Origin of the sequence: Streptomyces iconiensis (assembly GCF_028657195.3) — a bacterium.
In the GTDB taxonomy this organism is placed as follows: domain Bacteria; phylum Actinomycetota; class Actinomycetes; order Streptomycetales; family Streptomycetaceae; genus Streptomyces; species Streptomyces iconiensis.
The window spans coordinates 37,062-53,422 of record NZ_JANCPR020000032.1 but is presented as its reverse complement, the minus strand read 5'-3'; the positions used below and the strand labels follow the sequence as shown (position 1 = coordinate 53,422).

Annotated in this window: 14 protein-coding genes and 2 pseudogenes; 4 read left to right on the top strand and 12 right to left on the bottom strand. The window is 68.6% G+C overall.

Annotated features, from left to right (window positions below; genetic code table 11):
• Positions 1–110: 110 nt before the first annotated feature.
• Entirely contained in the window at positions 111–725 is a 615-nt protein-coding gene (locus NMN56_RS28205; RefSeq protein ID WP_274046457.1) for a TetR/AcrR family transcriptional regulator, read from the bottom strand.
• A 136-nt stretch (positions 726–861) separates the two neighbouring features.
• Here NMN56_RS28205 and NMN56_RS28200 point away from each other — a divergent pair, with 136 nt between their 5' ends.
• Positions 862–2,247, top strand: a complete 1,386-nt coding sequence (locus NMN56_RS28200) for an FAD-binding oxidoreductase (protein WP_274046456.1) — start codon at positions 862–864, stop codon at positions 2,245–2,247.
• 162 nt (positions 2,248–2,409) lie between these two features.
• Positions 2,410–2,826, top strand: a pseudogene (locus NMN56_RS28195) (protein kinase family protein); the annotation flags it as partial.
• Positions 2,827–3,348: 522 nt separating this feature from the next.
• Here NMN56_RS28195 and NMN56_RS28190 read toward each other — a convergent pair.
• The 5 genes and pseudogenes from NMN56_RS28190 to NMN56_RS28170 all read right to left on the bottom strand — a co-directional run bounded on the left by NMN56_RS28190 (position 3,349) and on the right by NMN56_RS28170 (position 8,391).
• Entirely contained in the window at positions 3,349–3,885 is a 537-nt protein-coding gene (locus tag NMN56_RS28190) for a dihydrofolate reductase family protein (protein ID WP_274046454.1), read from the bottom strand.
• Positions 3,886–4,136: 251 nt separating this feature from the next.
• Positions 4,137–5,079, bottom strand: a pseudogene (locus NMN56_RS28185) (IS481 family transposase); the annotation flags it as partial.
• Between the two features lie 75 nt (positions 5,080–5,154).
• Positions 5,155–5,754, bottom strand: a complete 600-nt coding sequence (locus tag NMN56_RS28180; RefSeq protein ID WP_274046453.1) for a class I SAM-dependent methyltransferase — start codon at positions 5,752–5,754, stop codon at positions 5,155–5,157.
• Positions 5,755–5,808: 54 nt separating this feature from the next.
• The gene (locus NMN56_RS28175; RefSeq protein ID WP_274046452.1) at positions 5,809–7,311 is read right to left on the bottom strand and encodes an MFS transporter; all 1,503 of its coding nucleotides are present in this window, start codon (positions 7,309–7,311) and stop codon (positions 5,809–5,811) included.
• 48 nt (positions 7,312–7,359) lie between these two features.
• On the bottom strand, positions 7,360–8,391 hold the full coding sequence (locus NMN56_RS28170; protein ID WP_274046451.1) for an NAD(P)/FAD-dependent oxidoreductase: 1,032 nt from the start codon (positions 8,389–8,391) through the stop codon (positions 7,360–7,362).
• Positions 8,392–8,482: 91 nt separating this feature from the next.
• Between NMN56_RS28170 and NMN56_RS28165 the strand changes: the two genes are divergently transcribed.
• The gene (locus NMN56_RS28165) at positions 8,483–9,085 is read left to right on the top strand and encodes a helix-turn-helix domain-containing protein (protein ID WP_274046450.1); all 603 of its coding nucleotides are present in this window, start codon (positions 8,483–8,485) and stop codon (positions 9,083–9,085) included.
• Between the two features lie 346 nt (positions 9,086–9,431).
• Here NMN56_RS28165 and NMN56_RS28160 read toward each other — a convergent pair whose 3' ends face one another.
• From NMN56_RS28160 to NMN56_RS28150, 3 genes are all read right to left on the bottom strand, one after another.
• Positions 9,432–9,992, bottom strand: coding sequence for a hypothetical protein (locus NMN56_RS28160; RefSeq protein WP_274046449.1), 561 nt, complete (start codon positions 9,990–9,992; stop codon positions 9,432–9,434).
• Positions 9,993–10,078: 86 nt separating this feature from the next.
• Entirely contained in the window at positions 10,079–10,213 is a 135-nt protein-coding gene (locus NMN56_RS28155) for a hypothetical protein (protein ID WP_280842904.1), read from the bottom strand.
• 569 nt (positions 10,214–10,782) lie between these two features.
• Positions 10,783–11,517, bottom strand: a complete 735-nt coding sequence (locus NMN56_RS28150; protein WP_274046447.1) for a dienelactone hydrolase family protein — start codon at positions 11,515–11,517, stop codon at positions 10,783–10,785.
• 442 nt (positions 11,518–11,959) lie between these two features.
• Between NMN56_RS28150 and NMN56_RS28145 the strand changes: the two genes are divergently transcribed.
• On the top strand, positions 11,960–12,763 hold the full coding sequence (locus NMN56_RS28145; protein ID WP_274046446.1) for an SDR family oxidoreductase: 804 nt from the start codon (positions 11,960–11,962) through the stop codon (positions 12,761–12,763).
• Positions 12,764–12,800: 37 nt separating this feature from the next.
• On the opposite strand, the gene NMN56_RS28140 is transcribed toward NMN56_RS28145, so the two are convergent.
• The 3 genes from NMN56_RS28140 to NMN56_RS28130 all read right to left on the bottom strand — a co-directional run bounded on the left by NMN56_RS28140 (position 12,801) and on the right by NMN56_RS28130 (position 15,394).
• A complete protein-coding gene (locus NMN56_RS28140) occupies positions 12,801–13,070 on the bottom strand; it encodes a hypothetical protein (RefSeq protein ID WP_274046445.1) in 270 nt (89 codons plus the stop codon).
• Positions 13,071–13,660: 590 nt separating this feature from the next.
• Positions 13,661–13,918 (bottom strand): transposase, encoded by a 258-nt coding sequence (locus NMN56_RS28135; RefSeq protein ID WP_430542729.1) that lies wholly within the window; start codon positions 13,916–13,918, stop codon positions 13,661–13,663.
• A 546-nt stretch (positions 13,919–14,464) separates the two neighbouring features.
• On the bottom strand, positions 14,465–15,394 hold the full coding sequence (locus tag NMN56_RS28130; protein WP_274046444.1) for a hypothetical protein: 930 nt from the start codon (positions 15,392–15,394) through the stop codon (positions 14,465–14,467).
• Between the last annotated feature and the right edge of the window lie 967 nt (positions 15,395–16,361).

Below are 16,361 nucleotides of genomic sequence, written 5' to 3'. Positions count from 1 at the left end.
CCCTGCATCCTGCCAACGCCAGGATACGTACAGGGAGTTCACCCGCGCCGGCCGCCTTTTGGACCAGGCCGGCCGAGGGGCGGAGGAGCCCTTACGGTGTGGCGCTCGCGTCAGGGGGGTGTGCGGAGTGCGGTGGTGGCTTGTTGGACGAGCCAGTGTTCGGCTTGTTCGTAGGTCCAGGCGTTGTCGTCGGTGAGTGTGGCGAGGCCGGTGTAGCCGAAGAAGAACCACAGGATGTCGGTGGCCTGGCGGGTGGTCATGTCCGGGTGCAGGCCGCCGGTCTCGTGCAGGTGTGCGGCGACGGTGGCGACCGCGGCCCGGTAGCGGTCCGTGGCGAGGCGCAGTGCCTCGCCGGCTTCGGGGCTGTTGGGGGCGGTGGCCAGGACGACGCGCATGATGTCGCCGTAGTCCTGCCGCATCGAGCGGACCACCCCGGCGGTGTACCGCAGGATCTCACCGGGGTCGGTCAGCTGGGATTGCCGCTCCATCGCCTCGGCGACGATGGGCGCCTGGCTCCACAGGTCCGTCAGCGTGCGCAGCAGTCCCTGTTTGCCGCCGCCGACGGCGTAGACGGTCGCGGGTGCCACCCGCGCCTGCCTGGCGATGTCCTCGACCGTGGTCGCGAAGTAGCCCTGCCGTGCGTACAGCTCGCGGGCGGCGGTGACGATCGCGTTCCGGGTCGCCTCGGCGTACTCGGCCCTGCGGGTCCTGGGAGGTTCGCTCATATCCCTTCATCGTAGCCGCTCGACGGTCGGCCGAGCCTCCACCCGTTCATCAGAGGTAGGCTCTGGTGAACGGGTGACTGCTCTGCCCGCCATGATGCCGCCTCCCTGGCGGCCGAGATCCGCATCGAGGTGCCCGTTGACCGCATCGACCGCCGGCCCGACCACCGCACTGACCGCAGCCCTGCGGCGCACCTTCCCCGACGAACGGATCCGGACGACCGGGCCCGGTTACGAATCCGCCCGCGCGCTGTGGAACGGGGCGGTGACGGCCCGGCCCAGCGTGATCGCGTGCTGCTCCAGCCCGGCCGACGTACAGGCCGGGGTACGCGCCGCACGCGAGGCCGGTGTCCCGCTGTCGGTGCGCGGCGGCGGTCACGGCTGGAGCGGGAACGCCCTGGCCGAGGGGGGTCTGACCCTGGACCTGACCGGCATGCGCCAGGTGGAGGTGGACCCGCGAACGCGCACAGCGCGGGTGGCCGGCGGGGCGAGCGCCGCCGACGTCGCCGGCGCCGCGCAGGCGTACGGACTGGTCGCGGTGACCGGCACCGCCGGCGCCGTCGGGATGGCGGGACTGGCACTCGGCGGTGGCTACGGCCCGCTCTCGGGCCGGTTCGGGCTCGCGGTGGACAGCGTGCTGTCCGTCGATATCGTGCTGGCCGACGGCTCGCTGGTCACCGCCGACGCCGGGCACGAAAGCGACCTGTTCTGGGCGGTACGCGGCGCGGGCGGCAACTTCGGCGCGGTTACCGGCATGCGCCTGCGGCTCCACCAGATCCCGGCCCTGCTGTCCGGCATGGTCATCTACCCGGCCGCGCAGGCCGATCCGGTACTGGCCGCGCTCGCCGACCACCTACCGGCCGGCGGCCCGGACGAGCTGACCGTACAGACCGGATTCACCGCGGGGCCGGACGGAACGCCGGTGCTCTTCGCCGCGCCGACATGGTGCGGCGAGGCCGAGGCGGGTGAACGCGCCATAGCACCGCTCACCCGCCTCGGCGACCCGCTGGCCACACAGACCGGACCCGTTACGCTCGCCGGCATGCTGGCCGGGATCGACGCCGCGTTCCCCTCCGGACGGCACGTGGAGATCACCACCCGTACCCTCACCGGCCTGACACCCGCAGTCCGGGGCGCACTCACCGCCGGCGGGAACACGCTGACCTCACCGCTATCAGCGCTCAGCCTGCACAGCCTGCACGGCGCCGCCACCCGCGTCCCCGCCGCCGACACAGCATTCGGCAACCGCACCCCACACCTCATGACCGAGATCATCGCCACCTGGGAACCGGACGACCCCACCCCCGCCACACACCGCACCTGGGCCCACGAAACATCCCGAGCACTGGCACCCCACGCCCTCCCGGGCGGCTACGCCAACCTCCTCCCGCCCGACGCAACCGACCAGATCACACACGCCTACGGCGCCAACGGTGCTCGCTTGCTCGGTGTCAAGCGCCGGTACGACCCTGACGCGGTCTTCCGCGCCATCCCGCTGCCGGAACCGCCGCACCCGGGCCCGTGATGACGGATGCCGCCGGGGCTCGACGGGGTGCGGGGTGCGCCCCCCTCACCGTTCCCGGGGGCACCACTTTGCAGGGCGCGCGGCCGGGGCCATCAAGGTCGGCCGTCAGGATCACGCGCAGGGCAGCGCAACGGAGTTGACGACGTGGGGGGACCCATCGGTATGGCCGGAGAGGGAGCGGACCGGGGTACTGGTGCGCAGGTCTCGGTCTTCCAGGCGCTGGAGGCCGATGATCGGCCGCAGTTGGGCGGCTACACGCTGGCCGCGCGGCTCGGTGTGGGCGGTATGGGCACGGTCTATCTCTCCCACACCCTGGCGGGGCGGCCGGTGGCCATCAAGGCGATCCGTCCGGAGCTGGCGGGCGACGCGGGCTTCCGGCGCCGCTGCCGCCGGGAGGTGGAAGCGGCGCGGCGGGTGCACGGCCTGCACACCGCGCCCGTGATCGACAGCGAGATCGACACCACCCCGCTGTGGCTCGCCACCGCTTTCGTACAGGGCCCCACGCTCTCCGCGGCGGTCTCCCGGCACGGCACACTTCCTGTATCAGCCGTTCTGCTGCTGGCGGCTGGGGTGGCCGAGGAGGGGGCGGCGTCGGCGCACCGCCGCTGAGTGGCACCGAGAGCTTGACCTCGGATATGAACATCGTCAGGGAGCGTTGACGCGGTGGCGTCTTCGGTGACTTCCTTGTCCTCTGTAGTGCGGTGGAGGCTGTGAGGGAAAGGGCTGCTGTCATCAGCAGGGCCGACGCGGTCGCCGGGCGCGCCTGGATCCTCCGTGGTCGTTCATGGGAGCACAGGTCATAAGAAGCGCGGTGCCTTCGCGGGTCGCTGGCGGGGACGGTCGAGCGCGTCCCCGGTCCAGGCGGCAACCGTGTCCGCACCGGCCAGTACGGGTTCTGTGCCTTCGACTGCACAGAACCGCAGGTGGTCCTCGACCGATCGACCGACCACCCGCCCGTACGTACGCGTTGATCGTGTGGGAAGCCCGACCGATGTTCGTCATGAACTGCAGCCACCGTCGGGCCAGTTGATGTCCAACGAGAGTAGGGAACTGGCCCCAGGGGTGGGGGTCATGACAGCAGGCCGGTAGTTGCGACCGTGCCTACTTGCGCACGTGGAAGCGCAGCATGGTGACCCCGCCCGACTGGAGGTTGCTGAACGGTTCCAGGTCGATCCGGTCGAGGCCCGGCGGCGCGAAGCGGACGCCGTCGCCGAGCAGCACCGGCAGCACGTAAACCAGGATCTCGTCGACCAGGCCGCGCTGCAGGCACTGGGCGGCCACGTCGGCGCCGAGGATCTCCAGGTTCTTGCCGTCGGCGGCGTGGCGTGCCGTGGCGACGGCTTTCTCGATGTCGCAGGTGAGGAAGGTGACGTTGGGGTCCGGCTCGTCGGGCGGGCGGTGGGTGAGGACGAACTGCGCCCCGCCGTCGTAGTCGGTGTTCTCGTCGGACATGCGCTTGCCGACCTCGTACGTGCCCCGGCCGATGAGCATGGCGCCCGTGGCCGCCGCGACCTCCGGGAACGTCGCCGACGTCATGTGCTCGAAGATCCAGTCCATCGTGTGGCCGGGACCGGCGATGAACCCATCGAGGGACATCACCCTGTTCACGACCACTTTGCCGGTGCTCGCATCCGTCATGCGTCTTCTCCAAGCAGGTGGAGGGCGGGATCGCATCATAGGTCGGTGAGCAACATCTTCTCCGGCGGTAGCTACGACCTGGACCTGTCCGATGGCGTCACGGCGGTGTTCATCGGCGTGCTGATGCTGGCCGCGTCCGGTCCCGCGTCCGGTCCCGCGTCCGATCCCGCCGCCGGGGACTGGGACTTCGGCTTCGCGGGGCTGCTGACCCTGCCGGACCAGAACGTCATGGGGCGCGGTGCCGTGTATTGACCCGCAGGGTTGTTGACTCGACTGATGGGTGGCTCACCACCGAGCGCGGTGTGGCCACGGTGATGGTTGTAGGTGTGGATGAATTCCGCCAAGGCATCGGTGCGTTCGGCTTTGCTGGAGTACGGGCGCACGTAGGCCCATTCATCGAGCAGGGTGCGGTTCAGGCGCTCCGCCTTGCCGTTCGTTTGCGGGCGGTAGGTCCGGGTGCACTTGTGGACGATGTCGGCGTCTCTCAGAGTCTGCGCGAACAGCCCGGACCTGTAGCAGGAGCCGATGTCGGTGAGGACCCGCTCGACGGTGATGCCGTGCCCGGCGAAGAAGGTGTTGGCTCGCTGCCAGAACTCCGCAGCGGTCTCCTTGCGTTCATCGGTGAGGACCTCGCTGTAGGCGATGCGGGAGTGATCGTCGATGGCAGTGTGGATGAAGCTGTAGCCGATCACAGGGCTGCCGCCTTTTCGTGCGCTGGTCTGGCTTGCCGGTTGGTGCCGGCCTGTTGCCGGGGCATGATCCGATGCCCGCCGCCGTAGGGGAGGTGGCCGGGTGTCTTGACGTTGACGTGGACGAGTTCGCCGGGACGCTCGTGTTCGTAGCGGCGGATGACCTGGCCGGTGGGCCGGTCCATCCAGCGCAGACGGTTCAACTGGTGGCGCGTCAGGACACGGTGGACGGTCGAGGCGGGCAGTCCCAGAATCGGGCCGATCCTGGCCGGGCCGAGTTTCCGCTCACGGCGCAGGTCGCGGATGCGGGACTCGACATCGGCGGGGGTGCGGTGCGGAGTTGTCCGTGGTCGGCTGGAGCGGTCGTACAGGCCCGCATCGCCTTGGGCTCGCGGCGGCCCCACTTGTGGGCCGTGGTGCGGGAGATGCCCATCTCGTCGGCCACGTGGTCGACGGCCCTGCCGGCTCTGACCCGGTGGACGAGGAGCCGCCTGCCGCCGGGCATTGGGGTGGGGCACGAGGACCTCTGCGATGGTGTGGAAGTGAACACCTCGGCGGGGCGAGGCGGAGCCCGGCGGGCCTAGGACAGGCGTACTGCTCGCAGGATGGCGTCTTGGGTGTGGCGCGTGTCGGCGGGGGTCGGGGTGGCACGGGGACGGGTCTCGTTGGTCAGTACGTTCCAGGCGGTGGGGTCGAGGAGTTGGGCGATGTCGTCGGGCTGGTAGTAGTCGGCGGCGTCGATGTCCTTGCGCGATGTGAGGTCTGCGCGGGCGTGGGTGGCGAAGAGCAGCGTGCCGCCGGGGCCGACAGCGTTGAGAAGGCCGTTCAGCGCCGTGTGGCCGGGCTGGCGGTGGAGTGGGAAGTAGTGGATGGACACCAGGTCGAAGGCGTCTGCTGGGGGCGGCGTGGTGGTGAGGTCGGCCCGTGCCCACGCCACGCGGCCGTTGATGCTGGTGGTTGCGGTGGCGGCACGGTGCAGGGCGATTTCGGAGATGTCGACCGCCGTGACCTGCCAGCCGCGCCGGGCCAGCCAGAGTGCGTCGGCTCCTTCGCCGCATCCGACGTCGAGCGCCTGGCCCGGTGGCAGGTCGGTGATCTCGGTGACGAGTACGGGGTTCGGGTTGCCGCTGAATATCTGGTCGCGACTGCGGTACATCTCGTCCCAGTGCTGGGCGTCCATGGCGCTTACGTCCTCTCCTTGGTTTCTCGTTGGTGGTCGGCTGTTGGGGGTGCTTCAGATCGCTGCCGTCACCGTGGCGTTCCCGTCCTTTGCCCCGGTCTGTCGTCCGGGGCGGACAAGGAGGCCGCATGCGAGAGCGCCGAGGACGAACACCGCCACGGTCACCCAGAAGGCGACGGTGTTGCCGTGCACGGATGCTTGCGCGGCAGCGTCGGGGGCCTTGGGGTGGGTGGTGAGGTAGCTGGTGGTGGCGCTGACCGCGATGGTGTTGAGCAGGGCGGTGCCGATGGCCGCTCCGATCTGCTGTCCGGCGTTGACCAGGGCGGAGGCGGCCCCTGCGTCGGCGGCATCGACCCGGTCGGTGGCGAGGTTCATCGCCGGCCCGAAGATCAGGCCGAAGCCGGAGCCGGTGATCAGCAGGCCCGGCAGGATGCCCGCGGCGTAGCCGCTGTGCACGCTCAGCCCGGTGAACAGGGCGGTGCCCACCCCGGTGAGCACAAAGCCGCCGATGACGACGGGACGCGGGCCGGTACGGGGCAGCAGGACGCCTCCGGTCACGATGGCCATCACCACCATGGAGATGACCATGGGCAGGAACGCGATACCAGTCATCAGCGCGGAGAAGCCGAGCACCTCCTGCAGGTGGTAGGCGAGGAAGAGGAAGACGCCGAACATGCCGATTCCCGCGATCGCGACCATGAGGTAGGCGGCCCCGCGGTTGCGGTCACGTACGACCCGCATCGGCAGCAAGGGCTGGGAGACCCGGGTCTGGATGAGGACGAACAGTCCCAGGAGCAGTACGCCCGCGGCGAGGGAGCTCAGCGTCACCGGGCTGGTCCACCCCTCGCGCTCCGCCGTCGAGCAGCCGTAGACCAGGGCGAGGACACCGAGCACGGATGTGATCACGCCGGGCAGGTCCAGGCGCGGGCGCGACGAGACCGGGGCCTGCGCGGGAATCAGGGCCGCTGCCGCCGCGAGGATCACCGCGCCGGCCACGACGTTGACCAGCAGGCACCAGCGCCAGTCCAGGTACTGGGTCAGTGCCCCGCCCAGGAGCAGGCCGATCGCGGCGCCGCTGCTGGAAACCGCACCGAAGACGCCGAATGCCTTTCCGCGGCGGGACCGGTCGGTGAAGGTGGTGGCCATGAGCGACAGGGTCGCCGGTGCCAGCAGGGCCCCGAAGAAGCCCTGCAGGCCGCGCGCGGTGACCAGCATGCCAAAGCCGTTCGCGAGGCCGCCCAGTACGGAGGCGAGGATGAACCCGGACGTGGCCGTCAGCAGCATGCGCTTGCGGCCGAGCATGTCGCTCAGCCGGCCTCCGGCCAGCAGCGTGCCGCCGAAGACGAGGGCGTAGGCGGTGACGATCCACTGCCGGTCCGCGCTGCTGAAGCCCAGGTCCGCCTGTACGGACGGGAGGGCGACGTTCATGACGGTGGAGTCGAGCACCAGCAGCAGCTGGGCCAGGCTCAGTACGGCGAGGATCCACCAGTGACGGGATCCGGAGGGAAGTGCGCTTTCGGCACTCACGAGAGGGCCGGTGGCGGTTGGTTCGCTCATGACAGTCCTGCCTGAAAAATGGTCATCGATGCCGGAATGGGCCGCGGGTCACAGGCCGTGGCGCCGGTCACCCAGGACCTGTTCGCAGACGCGGGCCTCCATGGCGGGCGAGAAGGGATCGCGGTGAGCCCGGACCGCGTAGCGGGTGTCCTCGGCGACGAGGTCTCCGTTGATCGCTCCGGCGGCCGTGGAGCCGGATGCGGCCGAGGCGAGAACGTTGGCGTTCGGGTCGGCGAGGTTGCCCGCGACCCACACACCGGGAACCGCGGTGAGGCCGGTCGCGTCAGCAGCGATGTAGGCGCCGAGCCCGCTCGGGTGCGCCGTCGGGACGAGCCCGAGCCCGGTCAGGAAGTACGCGCGCGGGTATGGCTGCGGTGCGACGGCCAGGGCCCGGAGAGGGATCTGCTTGCCGGACGCCAGGCGGACCCCGGTCAGTCGGTCCTCGGCGACCTCCACACCGGTGACCTCGCCGTCCACCACCGTGATCCGGCGGGCAGCCAGCTGCTCCGCCTCCTCGTCCGCAGGACGGGGAGCGGTGTGCAGCAGCAGAGTCAGCCGGTCGGTCCACTGCCGGAACTGCAGGGCCTGCTTCACCCCGAGCGGGCCGGTGGCCAAAACCCCGATCGGCTGGTCGCGGAACTCCCAGCCGTGGCAGTACGGGCAGTGCACCACATCGCGCCCCCACCGCGGGGCGAGCCCCGGCACGTCAGGCGGCTCGTCGACGACGCCGGCGGTGGCCAGCAGCCGCCGCGCCCGCACCGTGCGGCCGGTGTCGAGCTCGATCGCGAACCCGTCGCCGTCACGCACTACGCTCACCGCCCGCCCCGCCTGCACGGCGCCGCCGTAGCCCTCCGCCTCGCGCCGCCCCGCCTGCAGCAGGTCACCGGGCGTCACTCCGTCACGGGACAGAAAGCCGTGCATGTGCGCCGCGGGCGCATTGCGGGGCCGGCCTTCGTCGATCACCAGCACCGACCTTCGGGCACGCCCGAGCATGAGCGCCGCGCTCAATCCTGCCGGGCCTGCGCCGACCACCACGACGTCATACTGGCTCGCGCTGCTGACCTGGGTGTTTCCGGTCATCGTGACCACCTCCGACCGTCACGGTGCACCCGCTTCGACGATCGGGCAAAGCTCTTTGCGGAAAGTGAAAAGTGCGGGCAAGGTGGACCGTATGAGCGACGACTTCGAGGTGGTGCTGGCTGCCGTCGGCCCTCGGCTGCGCGAGATGCGCCGCCGCCGCGGTGCCACCCTGACCGCCCTGTCGGAGACCACCGGCATCCCGATCAGCATCCTGTCCCGACTCGAATCCGGGCAGCGCAAACCGGGCCTGGAACTCTTGCTGCCGCTGGCCCGGGCCTACCAGATCCCGGTCGAGGAGCTGATCGGAGCCCCCACCGATCTGGATCCCCGGGTGTATCCGCAGCCCTTCACACGGAACGGAATGACCGTCGTCCCGCTCTCCCGTACCCCCGGCGGGCTGCAGGCGTTCAAGCACATCCTGCCCGCCGGCCTGACCGACGGTCGCGAACCCGACCCCCGCTCCCACGAGGGCTACCACTGGCTTTATGTCCTGCGGGGCCGCCTACGCGTCGTTCTCGGCGACAACGACTTCGTCCTCACCGAGGGCGAGGTTGCCGAATTCGACACCCACCTCCCGCACTGGTTCGGCAACACAGACGAACATCCCGTGGAGTTCCTCAGCATCCTCGGCCCGCAAGGTGAACGCGTCCACATCAAAGCCAGCCACCGCCCCGACGAAACCCGTCCACACTGAACAGGCCCAGCGGCACGAACCACGGAGCACGGGGCCGCCTTCACTCCGACACCTCGCCCACCCGTGTCAACAACGCTCGTGGTCAATCTGTATGGCGCGGCACTTGGGGCACGTGCCCTGCCGCCGCGGGTCCGGCTTCTGCGCCGGATCCCGGAAGGTGGGCCATCGCCGTGCCGACACGACCACGCGTGACCCTCAGCTGAGCTGGGGCTGACTGGGATCGCTCACCGTAGCCCGCACGCCGTACGGATACCCGCCGACAGCGCCGTCAACGTCCGGCCCGTACACCGGCAGCCGCTGCTGCTCTCGGCCGGCAGGTCGGGAGCCGGGCGTGGAGATGGTGGGTCTACTCCTGGCCGGGAGCGGGCGGAGGAGAGCTGGACGGGGGACCGGAAGCCGGGCGGCGTTCCCTCCGGGCCACGTACACAGCCGCGGCTCCACCCAGCAGCGTGCCGACCCCGGCGAAGAGGGCGCCCACTCCCTGCATCAGATCGGTACTGTCCTTCACTAACGACGAGTCATCGGCCGGCGGCGCCGGCGGCGGAGCGCAGTCCTCCTTCTGCTCGTGGACACGGCACGTCGCCGGTCCTTCTGCCGGGGAGTAGGCAGGGAGCACTCCGGTGCCCGCAGCGGCGGCGACTCCGCCGAGGGCTGCACCGGTCAGCGCGAGCGCGAGCCCGGTACGGAAGGGGGCCCGGCCCGCAGGAGGGCGACAGCCGGGGCCGTCACGCGGAGCGCCAGGCTTCACGGGGGCGCCGGACCGCGCGGCCCGCAGCGCCTCCACCGCGGCCTCCACGCCCTGGGAGCTGACCGGTTCGTCCCGAAGGGCCTCGAGGCGCTGTATCAGTTCGTGCGGAATCACGTCCTCGAACACGTCGTCCTGAGGGTGGTTCAGCAGAGCAACCATTTCACCAGAATGCAGCAACTGCCGTACGCATTGCATAAGTTGGCGCTGTAGAGGGCGAGACTGCACCTGTCTGTAACTGCACGGAGTCACCAGGCGTCGAGTGCTTCGGGCGCGGTGGCGCGGTCGGCGCGGAGTTTGGGACGGCGGGTGCGCTGGTTGGTCAGCCACCCCCCCCCGAGCCTGACCGCGTACTCCTGCCGTTCGTGCACGACGGTCTCCATGTGCCCACGAGACACCGTCAGATGCCCCTCGCGCGCCTCGTATCGCTCGGCAGCCCGCGAGCCGGCAGCCTGCGGGCCCTGCTCGAAGCCCGCAGCGCGGCCCCCGGACGGCTTCGTGGATACACCTGGTTCGCTTCGACGGGCGGGTCGGACCCACACCGAGCGCGGCGGGACGCTCTCGCTGCCCGTCAGCCAGCTCGCCCCAGACACGCTGCTGCTGAAGTCAGCGCCCGGTGCCCTCGCCGTGCACCGTGACCCCGGGCAGCACTTCGGCCAGCGTCCCTCCGGCTTCGACCAGGGCGTGCAGCGCGGAGTAGCGGCGCTGCCAGTCCACCGTCTGGCTTGGTTCACGAGAGCCGACAGCACCACCTGTACACGAGGTTGGCCAGTACTCGAAGCTCTGCAGAGATCGAACAGCCCATGACTTCGGGCAGCACGGGGCCGCTGCCGAGAGTTCAGCGGGGGCGCAGGGTGTAGAGGGCTGTGGAGGGCCGGGCCGGGACCCGTCCGCGATGAGTGTCAGGCCGGTCGGCACCAGCTGCCGTCTGCTGCCGGTCTGACGGACCGGCTCACTTCAGATGTCGGGTGAAGAACTGGCCCGCAGCGTCCCCCGCGAACTGCGGGACGCCGGTGTGACCGCCCATATTGGCGTGCAGAGTCTTCTCCCTGGAGCCGAAGGCGTCGAACAGGTCCAGGGCCGCCTGCCGGTCGTTCCCCTCGTCGTCCCACTGCAGCAGGACGTGCAGCGGAATGGTGACCTGGCGGGCCTCCTCGAACATGGCGCGAGGCACGAAACTCCCGGCGAACAGAACGGCGGCCGAGATGCGCGGCTCGACCGCCGCCAGCCGGGTTCCGATGGAGATCACTCCACCCGAGTACCCGACCGGGCCGCCGATCTCCGGCAGCGACAGGAGGGTGTCCAGAGCGGCCTGCCATTCCGGAACCGTCTTGTCGACCAGGGGAAGGATGAGGGCGTCGATGATCTCGGCGCTGACCGGCTCGCCGGCCTCCATCGCCCGGCGCAGGGCAGCGCGGGCCTGCTCGGCGGCGGGCCAACGGGGCCGGTCGCCGCTTCCGGGGAGCTCGATGGTGGCCGTGGCGAAGCCCGCTGCCGCGGAGTGCCGGGCCCGGTCCACGAGTCGGGGGTACATCTTGCGCAGCCCGAGGGGAGGATGGCCGAGCAGGATCAGCGGCGCCGGTACGGATGCGGATGCGGGTGTCCACAGAATGCCGGGGACCTCACCGAGGCTGAATTCGCGTTCGAGGACGCCCTCGTCGAGGCGCTGCTCGGAAGTGAGACGCATGGTCATGCCTTTCGGGAGTGCACTGGAACGGCGCTCCCGGACGACCTGCCTATCGCCCGACCGTGACCCCGGAGGGGAGCACCCATGTCGATACTGCGTTCACGGGTACCACCTCCTCGATCTCTCGCACGGCCTCCGGAAATGTAGTGGTGATCGCCCTCGTCCGCCAAACGGTTTTGCGGGGTCTCCGTGGCCGGATGCCACGGAGAGCCCGCGCACAGCTGCTTGGGATGTCATCGCCACTTCCCCAATGGCGGCTATGTGGCGACGGGGTGCGTTGACGCTGTCGATTCTGAGGCTCTGGTCCACTGCTCGTGGTTGCGTACGGAGCGTGACGCTGTTCCTTAGGGCGAGGCACGTGTGCCGCCAACTCCTGCTTGTTTGCCACGGTTTCGCGGAAACCGATTGACGCTGCGGTGCCGTTCGTGAACCATTCCGGCCCGTGACGACGAACACCGATCATGACCGGCCTGCCTACGGGCAAGGCTCTTCGGCCGACCGCCCGCTCGCCCTGATTACCGGGGTGGGCCGCACCGTCGGTATCGGCGCGGGCATCGCCCGTCGGCTAGCCGCATCGGGCTGGGACATCGCCTTCACCTGCTGGACCCCCTACGACGACCGTATGAGCTGGGGCAGCGAGCCCGGCGCGACCGAAGTGATCAGCCAATCTCTGGCCGAACACGGTGCGTCCACCACCGCGATCGAGGCGGATCTCGCCGACCCGGATACCCCGGCACGCGTCTTCGACATGGTCGAACAGCAGATGGGCAGTGTCACCGCGCTGGTGATGAGTCACTGCGAGTCTGTCGACTCTGGGCTGCTTGACACCACCGTCGAGAGTTTCGACCGGCACTTCGCTGTCAATGCGCGCGCCACCTGGCTGCTCATCCGCGAGTTCGGACGCCGCTTCGCAGCAGAACGGGGAACCGGACGGATCGTCAGCCTCACCAGTGATCACACCGTCGGCAACCTGCCCTACGGGGCTAGCAAGGGAGCCCTGGACCGCATCACCTTGGCCGCCGCCCACGAACTCGCCCACCTCGGTGTGACCGCCAACGCGATCAATCCCGGGCCGGTCGACACCGGTTGGATGCCGGAGGGAGTCCGGGAGCGGTGCATCCGCAGTGCCCCGCTCGGCCGGCTGGGCACTCCGCAGGACACCGCGCACCTCGTGGACTTCCTGTGCTCCAGGGAGGGCGAGTGGATCAACGGTCAGTTGTTGATGAGCAACGGTGGCCTCGTATAGGCGCCCAACGTCCGTTTCTCAAGCGCCACACGCTCGGTCACGCCAATAGGGCTGGTTTGCGTAGGGGGTCGAATCCCGCACGGCCGAACATCTGGCGCTCCAGCATCTTGATCCGGTTGACATGGTCTTCCACGACGTCGGAGTTCCACTGGCGGGTGAGACCGGCGGTGACGGCGTCGAGGTCGCGCCAGAGGTGCTGAGCGAAGTGGCGGGGGCTGGGCAGTTCGGCGGTGGCGCCGACTGCTTCGGTCCATTTGGGGAGTCGGTCGCCTTGCAGGTGAGTGAGTATGTGGGCGAAGGAGCGCACGTGCTCGGCGAGTGCTCTCGGTTCGGGGCAGTTGGCCAGGGCGGCTTTGAGGTGGAGTCGATCGCCTTCGGGTGGAGCGTCGGGGTGGGTGAGGAGCCAGCGCGTGACGGCGCGGACCGATGGCGGCCGGGGGCCGACCGGTTGGGGCTTGCCGCGAAGATTCCTGCTGATGTAGTCGCGGACGCCGGCGTAGCCGCGGGGACCGCCCTGTTCCTTGATCTCCTCCCATGGTTTCCAGGCATTGGTGCAGCCTTCCGGCCGAGGCTGATCGGGGTAGGGCTATAGGCGTCGAGCCTGGTCGCACGGCCTTGTCACTGACCGGTGAACATCTCCTCCGCAGTGGTGGCGCGGGAGAAGCGCAGGATCGTCCCGCTGCAGATTGAGGGTCATCCCGAGTTGCCGGGCGACGGACCGCTTGCTGTGACCGGTGGCGAGGGGAGCGTGGATGGTGGCGTGCTTGGCGCGGGTGCGTTCGGCGAACCGGTGCCCTGTCGGCCAGGGCGACGACGCGGCCGGCTCCGGCCCTCCTGAGGTTCCTCCGGCTGTTCCGGCGTGGAGCGTAAGCAGCTGCGGTGCCGGTAGGCGCACTCTCAGCGGCTTCGCCCAGGTTGTGCCAGAGGGGTGCCACCGGTAGGCGACCGGGAGAGCCTGCGGGGCGCTGCGAGTGGCGCCCTCGGCGAAGAACGGGCCCGGTCCGGCAGATGATCTCGATGCCTGGGCTGCTCGGCGAGCCAGGCCGCGAGCGTGTCCGCCTCCCGGTCGGGAAGGAGGTCGACCGGGCGACGTGTTTCGACGTCGACGAGCACGGTTCCGTAGATACGGCCCTTGCGCTGGGCGTACTCGTCCACGCCGACCACGCGGGGTGCTGTGGCAGCGGGATCCGGAAGGAAGCGATCAGCCTCGGCAGGGCGTTCCGACTGACCGGGCCGCGCCGGATGCGAGTGCGTCGCGCCACGACGCGGGGGAGCGTCGCCGTGCCCGTCGCGCCGGCCGACAGCGACAGCAGCTCTTGGGGGCCTGCGAGGTTCAGTTGCCCGCCCGAGAGCGAGGCGTGGTCATGCAGGTACAGGTGCATCGGCCGCTTGGCGTTGGCACCGGTGTTCCGCTTGCGGGCGAAGGTGACGGTCATCTTCGCGAGCGTCTTTGCCCGCACATCCGGCAGTGGGGGAGAGCACCTTCCGCAGCAAAGAGCCGGTCTGGCTGTCCGTACGCTCCCGCTGACGGCGCACGCACAGAGCCTGGTCACACCCCTTACACTCGCGGTCACCAGCGGGGTGGGTTCCGCGGGGAACTGGCGACAGTTGAATAGGCGAGCCCACCAGTAACGCCCGGAACACGCGACTCCCGATTACCCGCTGAAGGTTTGCGACAGCCGGCCTGAAGCTTGAGTCGACTCAGATAACGGCCACACCAAGTTCACGACGCAGGCTCGGAAGTGCCGAGATTTCCTCCTGAAGCTGTTCAAGTTGCTCGGGATAACTGCCGCCGGCAGCGGCATAGGCATCTATCAGCTCACGTAGGCGCTGCTCATGGGCATCGAGACACCTGCGAATCGCCTCAAGATGATCCATGTCATACCCGCGCCACCTTAGGAGCCGCGGAGTATCTGAGGGCAATTGCCTGCTGCTGAGAATCTGCAACTCTCGCGGCGTCCACTCTTCCTGACATTGAGCCAGTAAGCCCTCAAGTGTAGATCGTACATGGCTAAGGGTGGATCTACGCGGGTGATGCAATACGGGAGATTGAAGCGTCTCATCAAACTTGGCCACCTGTGTAGCGTTATAGGTGACGCTCACGCGCGCCTTGAATGCTTGGACGTGCGGCCAGTTCTCAGCATTGACTGTAGGTGGCGACCAGTCTAGACACACCCTGTCTACACTGCCAGATTTCAGCTCCTGGGACAGTGGAATCGCAACCGTAGCCTTTCTGGGTAACCCTTGCAGGACTTGCTCAGTACGCGTATAGACCCCGTATCTTGCTGACCATACTTGGAGGTTCATCCGGTTGAGGATGTCCTCCTCTGGGTCCCAGATTCGAGGCATCTCCGTGCCTGTATTGTAGACTATTTCTGAAAGTTCCAGACTAAGTGCGTGAACATATGCGGTCTGTCCGCCACTGTTCAGTAGCTTGACATCAATGACTACTTCTGGGGTCGGCCCGCTCAGGCTGGCTTGCTCGGTCGGCTCAAGCATCTCCGGCAGGATCAAGGAGACATCAACGAGGGCGACATGCGCCTTGGTCGGCGTTCGAGCCTTGGCTACCGCCCACGCGCCGATCAGCGCACCAACGATGGTCCCCAGTCCTCCGATCAGAGCTTCCTGCATAGCAGGACCATACAAGTCGTGGCCGCGACAAAGCCGCAGTCTTCCGAATCATCCTTGAACCGGAGCTGACGTTGACCAGCCAAGCCCATCGGGCTGCGCTCCGTGACTGGAGCAGGTGACCGTCCGACATAGCCGGTTCCCCGGATTCACTGTTGGCCGCAGCGGCCTCGCACGCTCGGGTGGGGAGATCCGCTACAGGGAGGGGCACAGAGAGTGAAATTCGTCCTTGTGCAGCGGGAGCATTGGCGACAGTTGAATACGCGAGCTCACCAGTACCGAGGCCGTACTGGGCCCAACGCGCCAACAAGAACTACCGCCACGTCTACCGCTACGGCCACGGCACCACCCGCCCCACCGCCCGCCAACTCTCCCGCGGCGCCAGCTACGCGGCAACCGCCAAACGCAACGCCGCGAAGGCAGCCGCCAAACGCCGCGCCGCACGCAAAGCCGCCCAACAACGCCAGAAGCAGCAAAGCATCAAGAGCAAGATCCTCGGCGGCCTCCACTCCACCTTCGGCACCTGGGACGGCTGGAAGAACCGAGTCCTCCCGGGAGTAGCTTTTGGAACCTGTCTTGTAGTGTCCGTGGGTACTTGTGCTGGTGTAGGAGCTGGTATCGCGCTGACCAAATTCCTTGTGGATTGGAAGAGGACGGGTCACGCTGACGTGCCGGGGTTCGCGAAAGACCTGGCGTGGACGGCAACCGGCGCTGGTGGGGCCTTCAGTAGGGGGTTCGGAGGAGCTGCCAGTTGGCGGGCCGCATATGGAACGAATGCAATTTCGCGAGTGCCCAGGAGCTACCGTATGAAGGTTCCTGACGTACGCGGGGTCGGGGGCGGCAGAAGATCCTGGGCGGTAACAGGCAATCCCAACGGGGCAATTGATTGGGGAACCACGTACGGCAACATGGGGAAACGCTGGGTTCAACGCGGCTTTCTGTTCAGCCGGTGATGCGAGCCTCGGCTCAT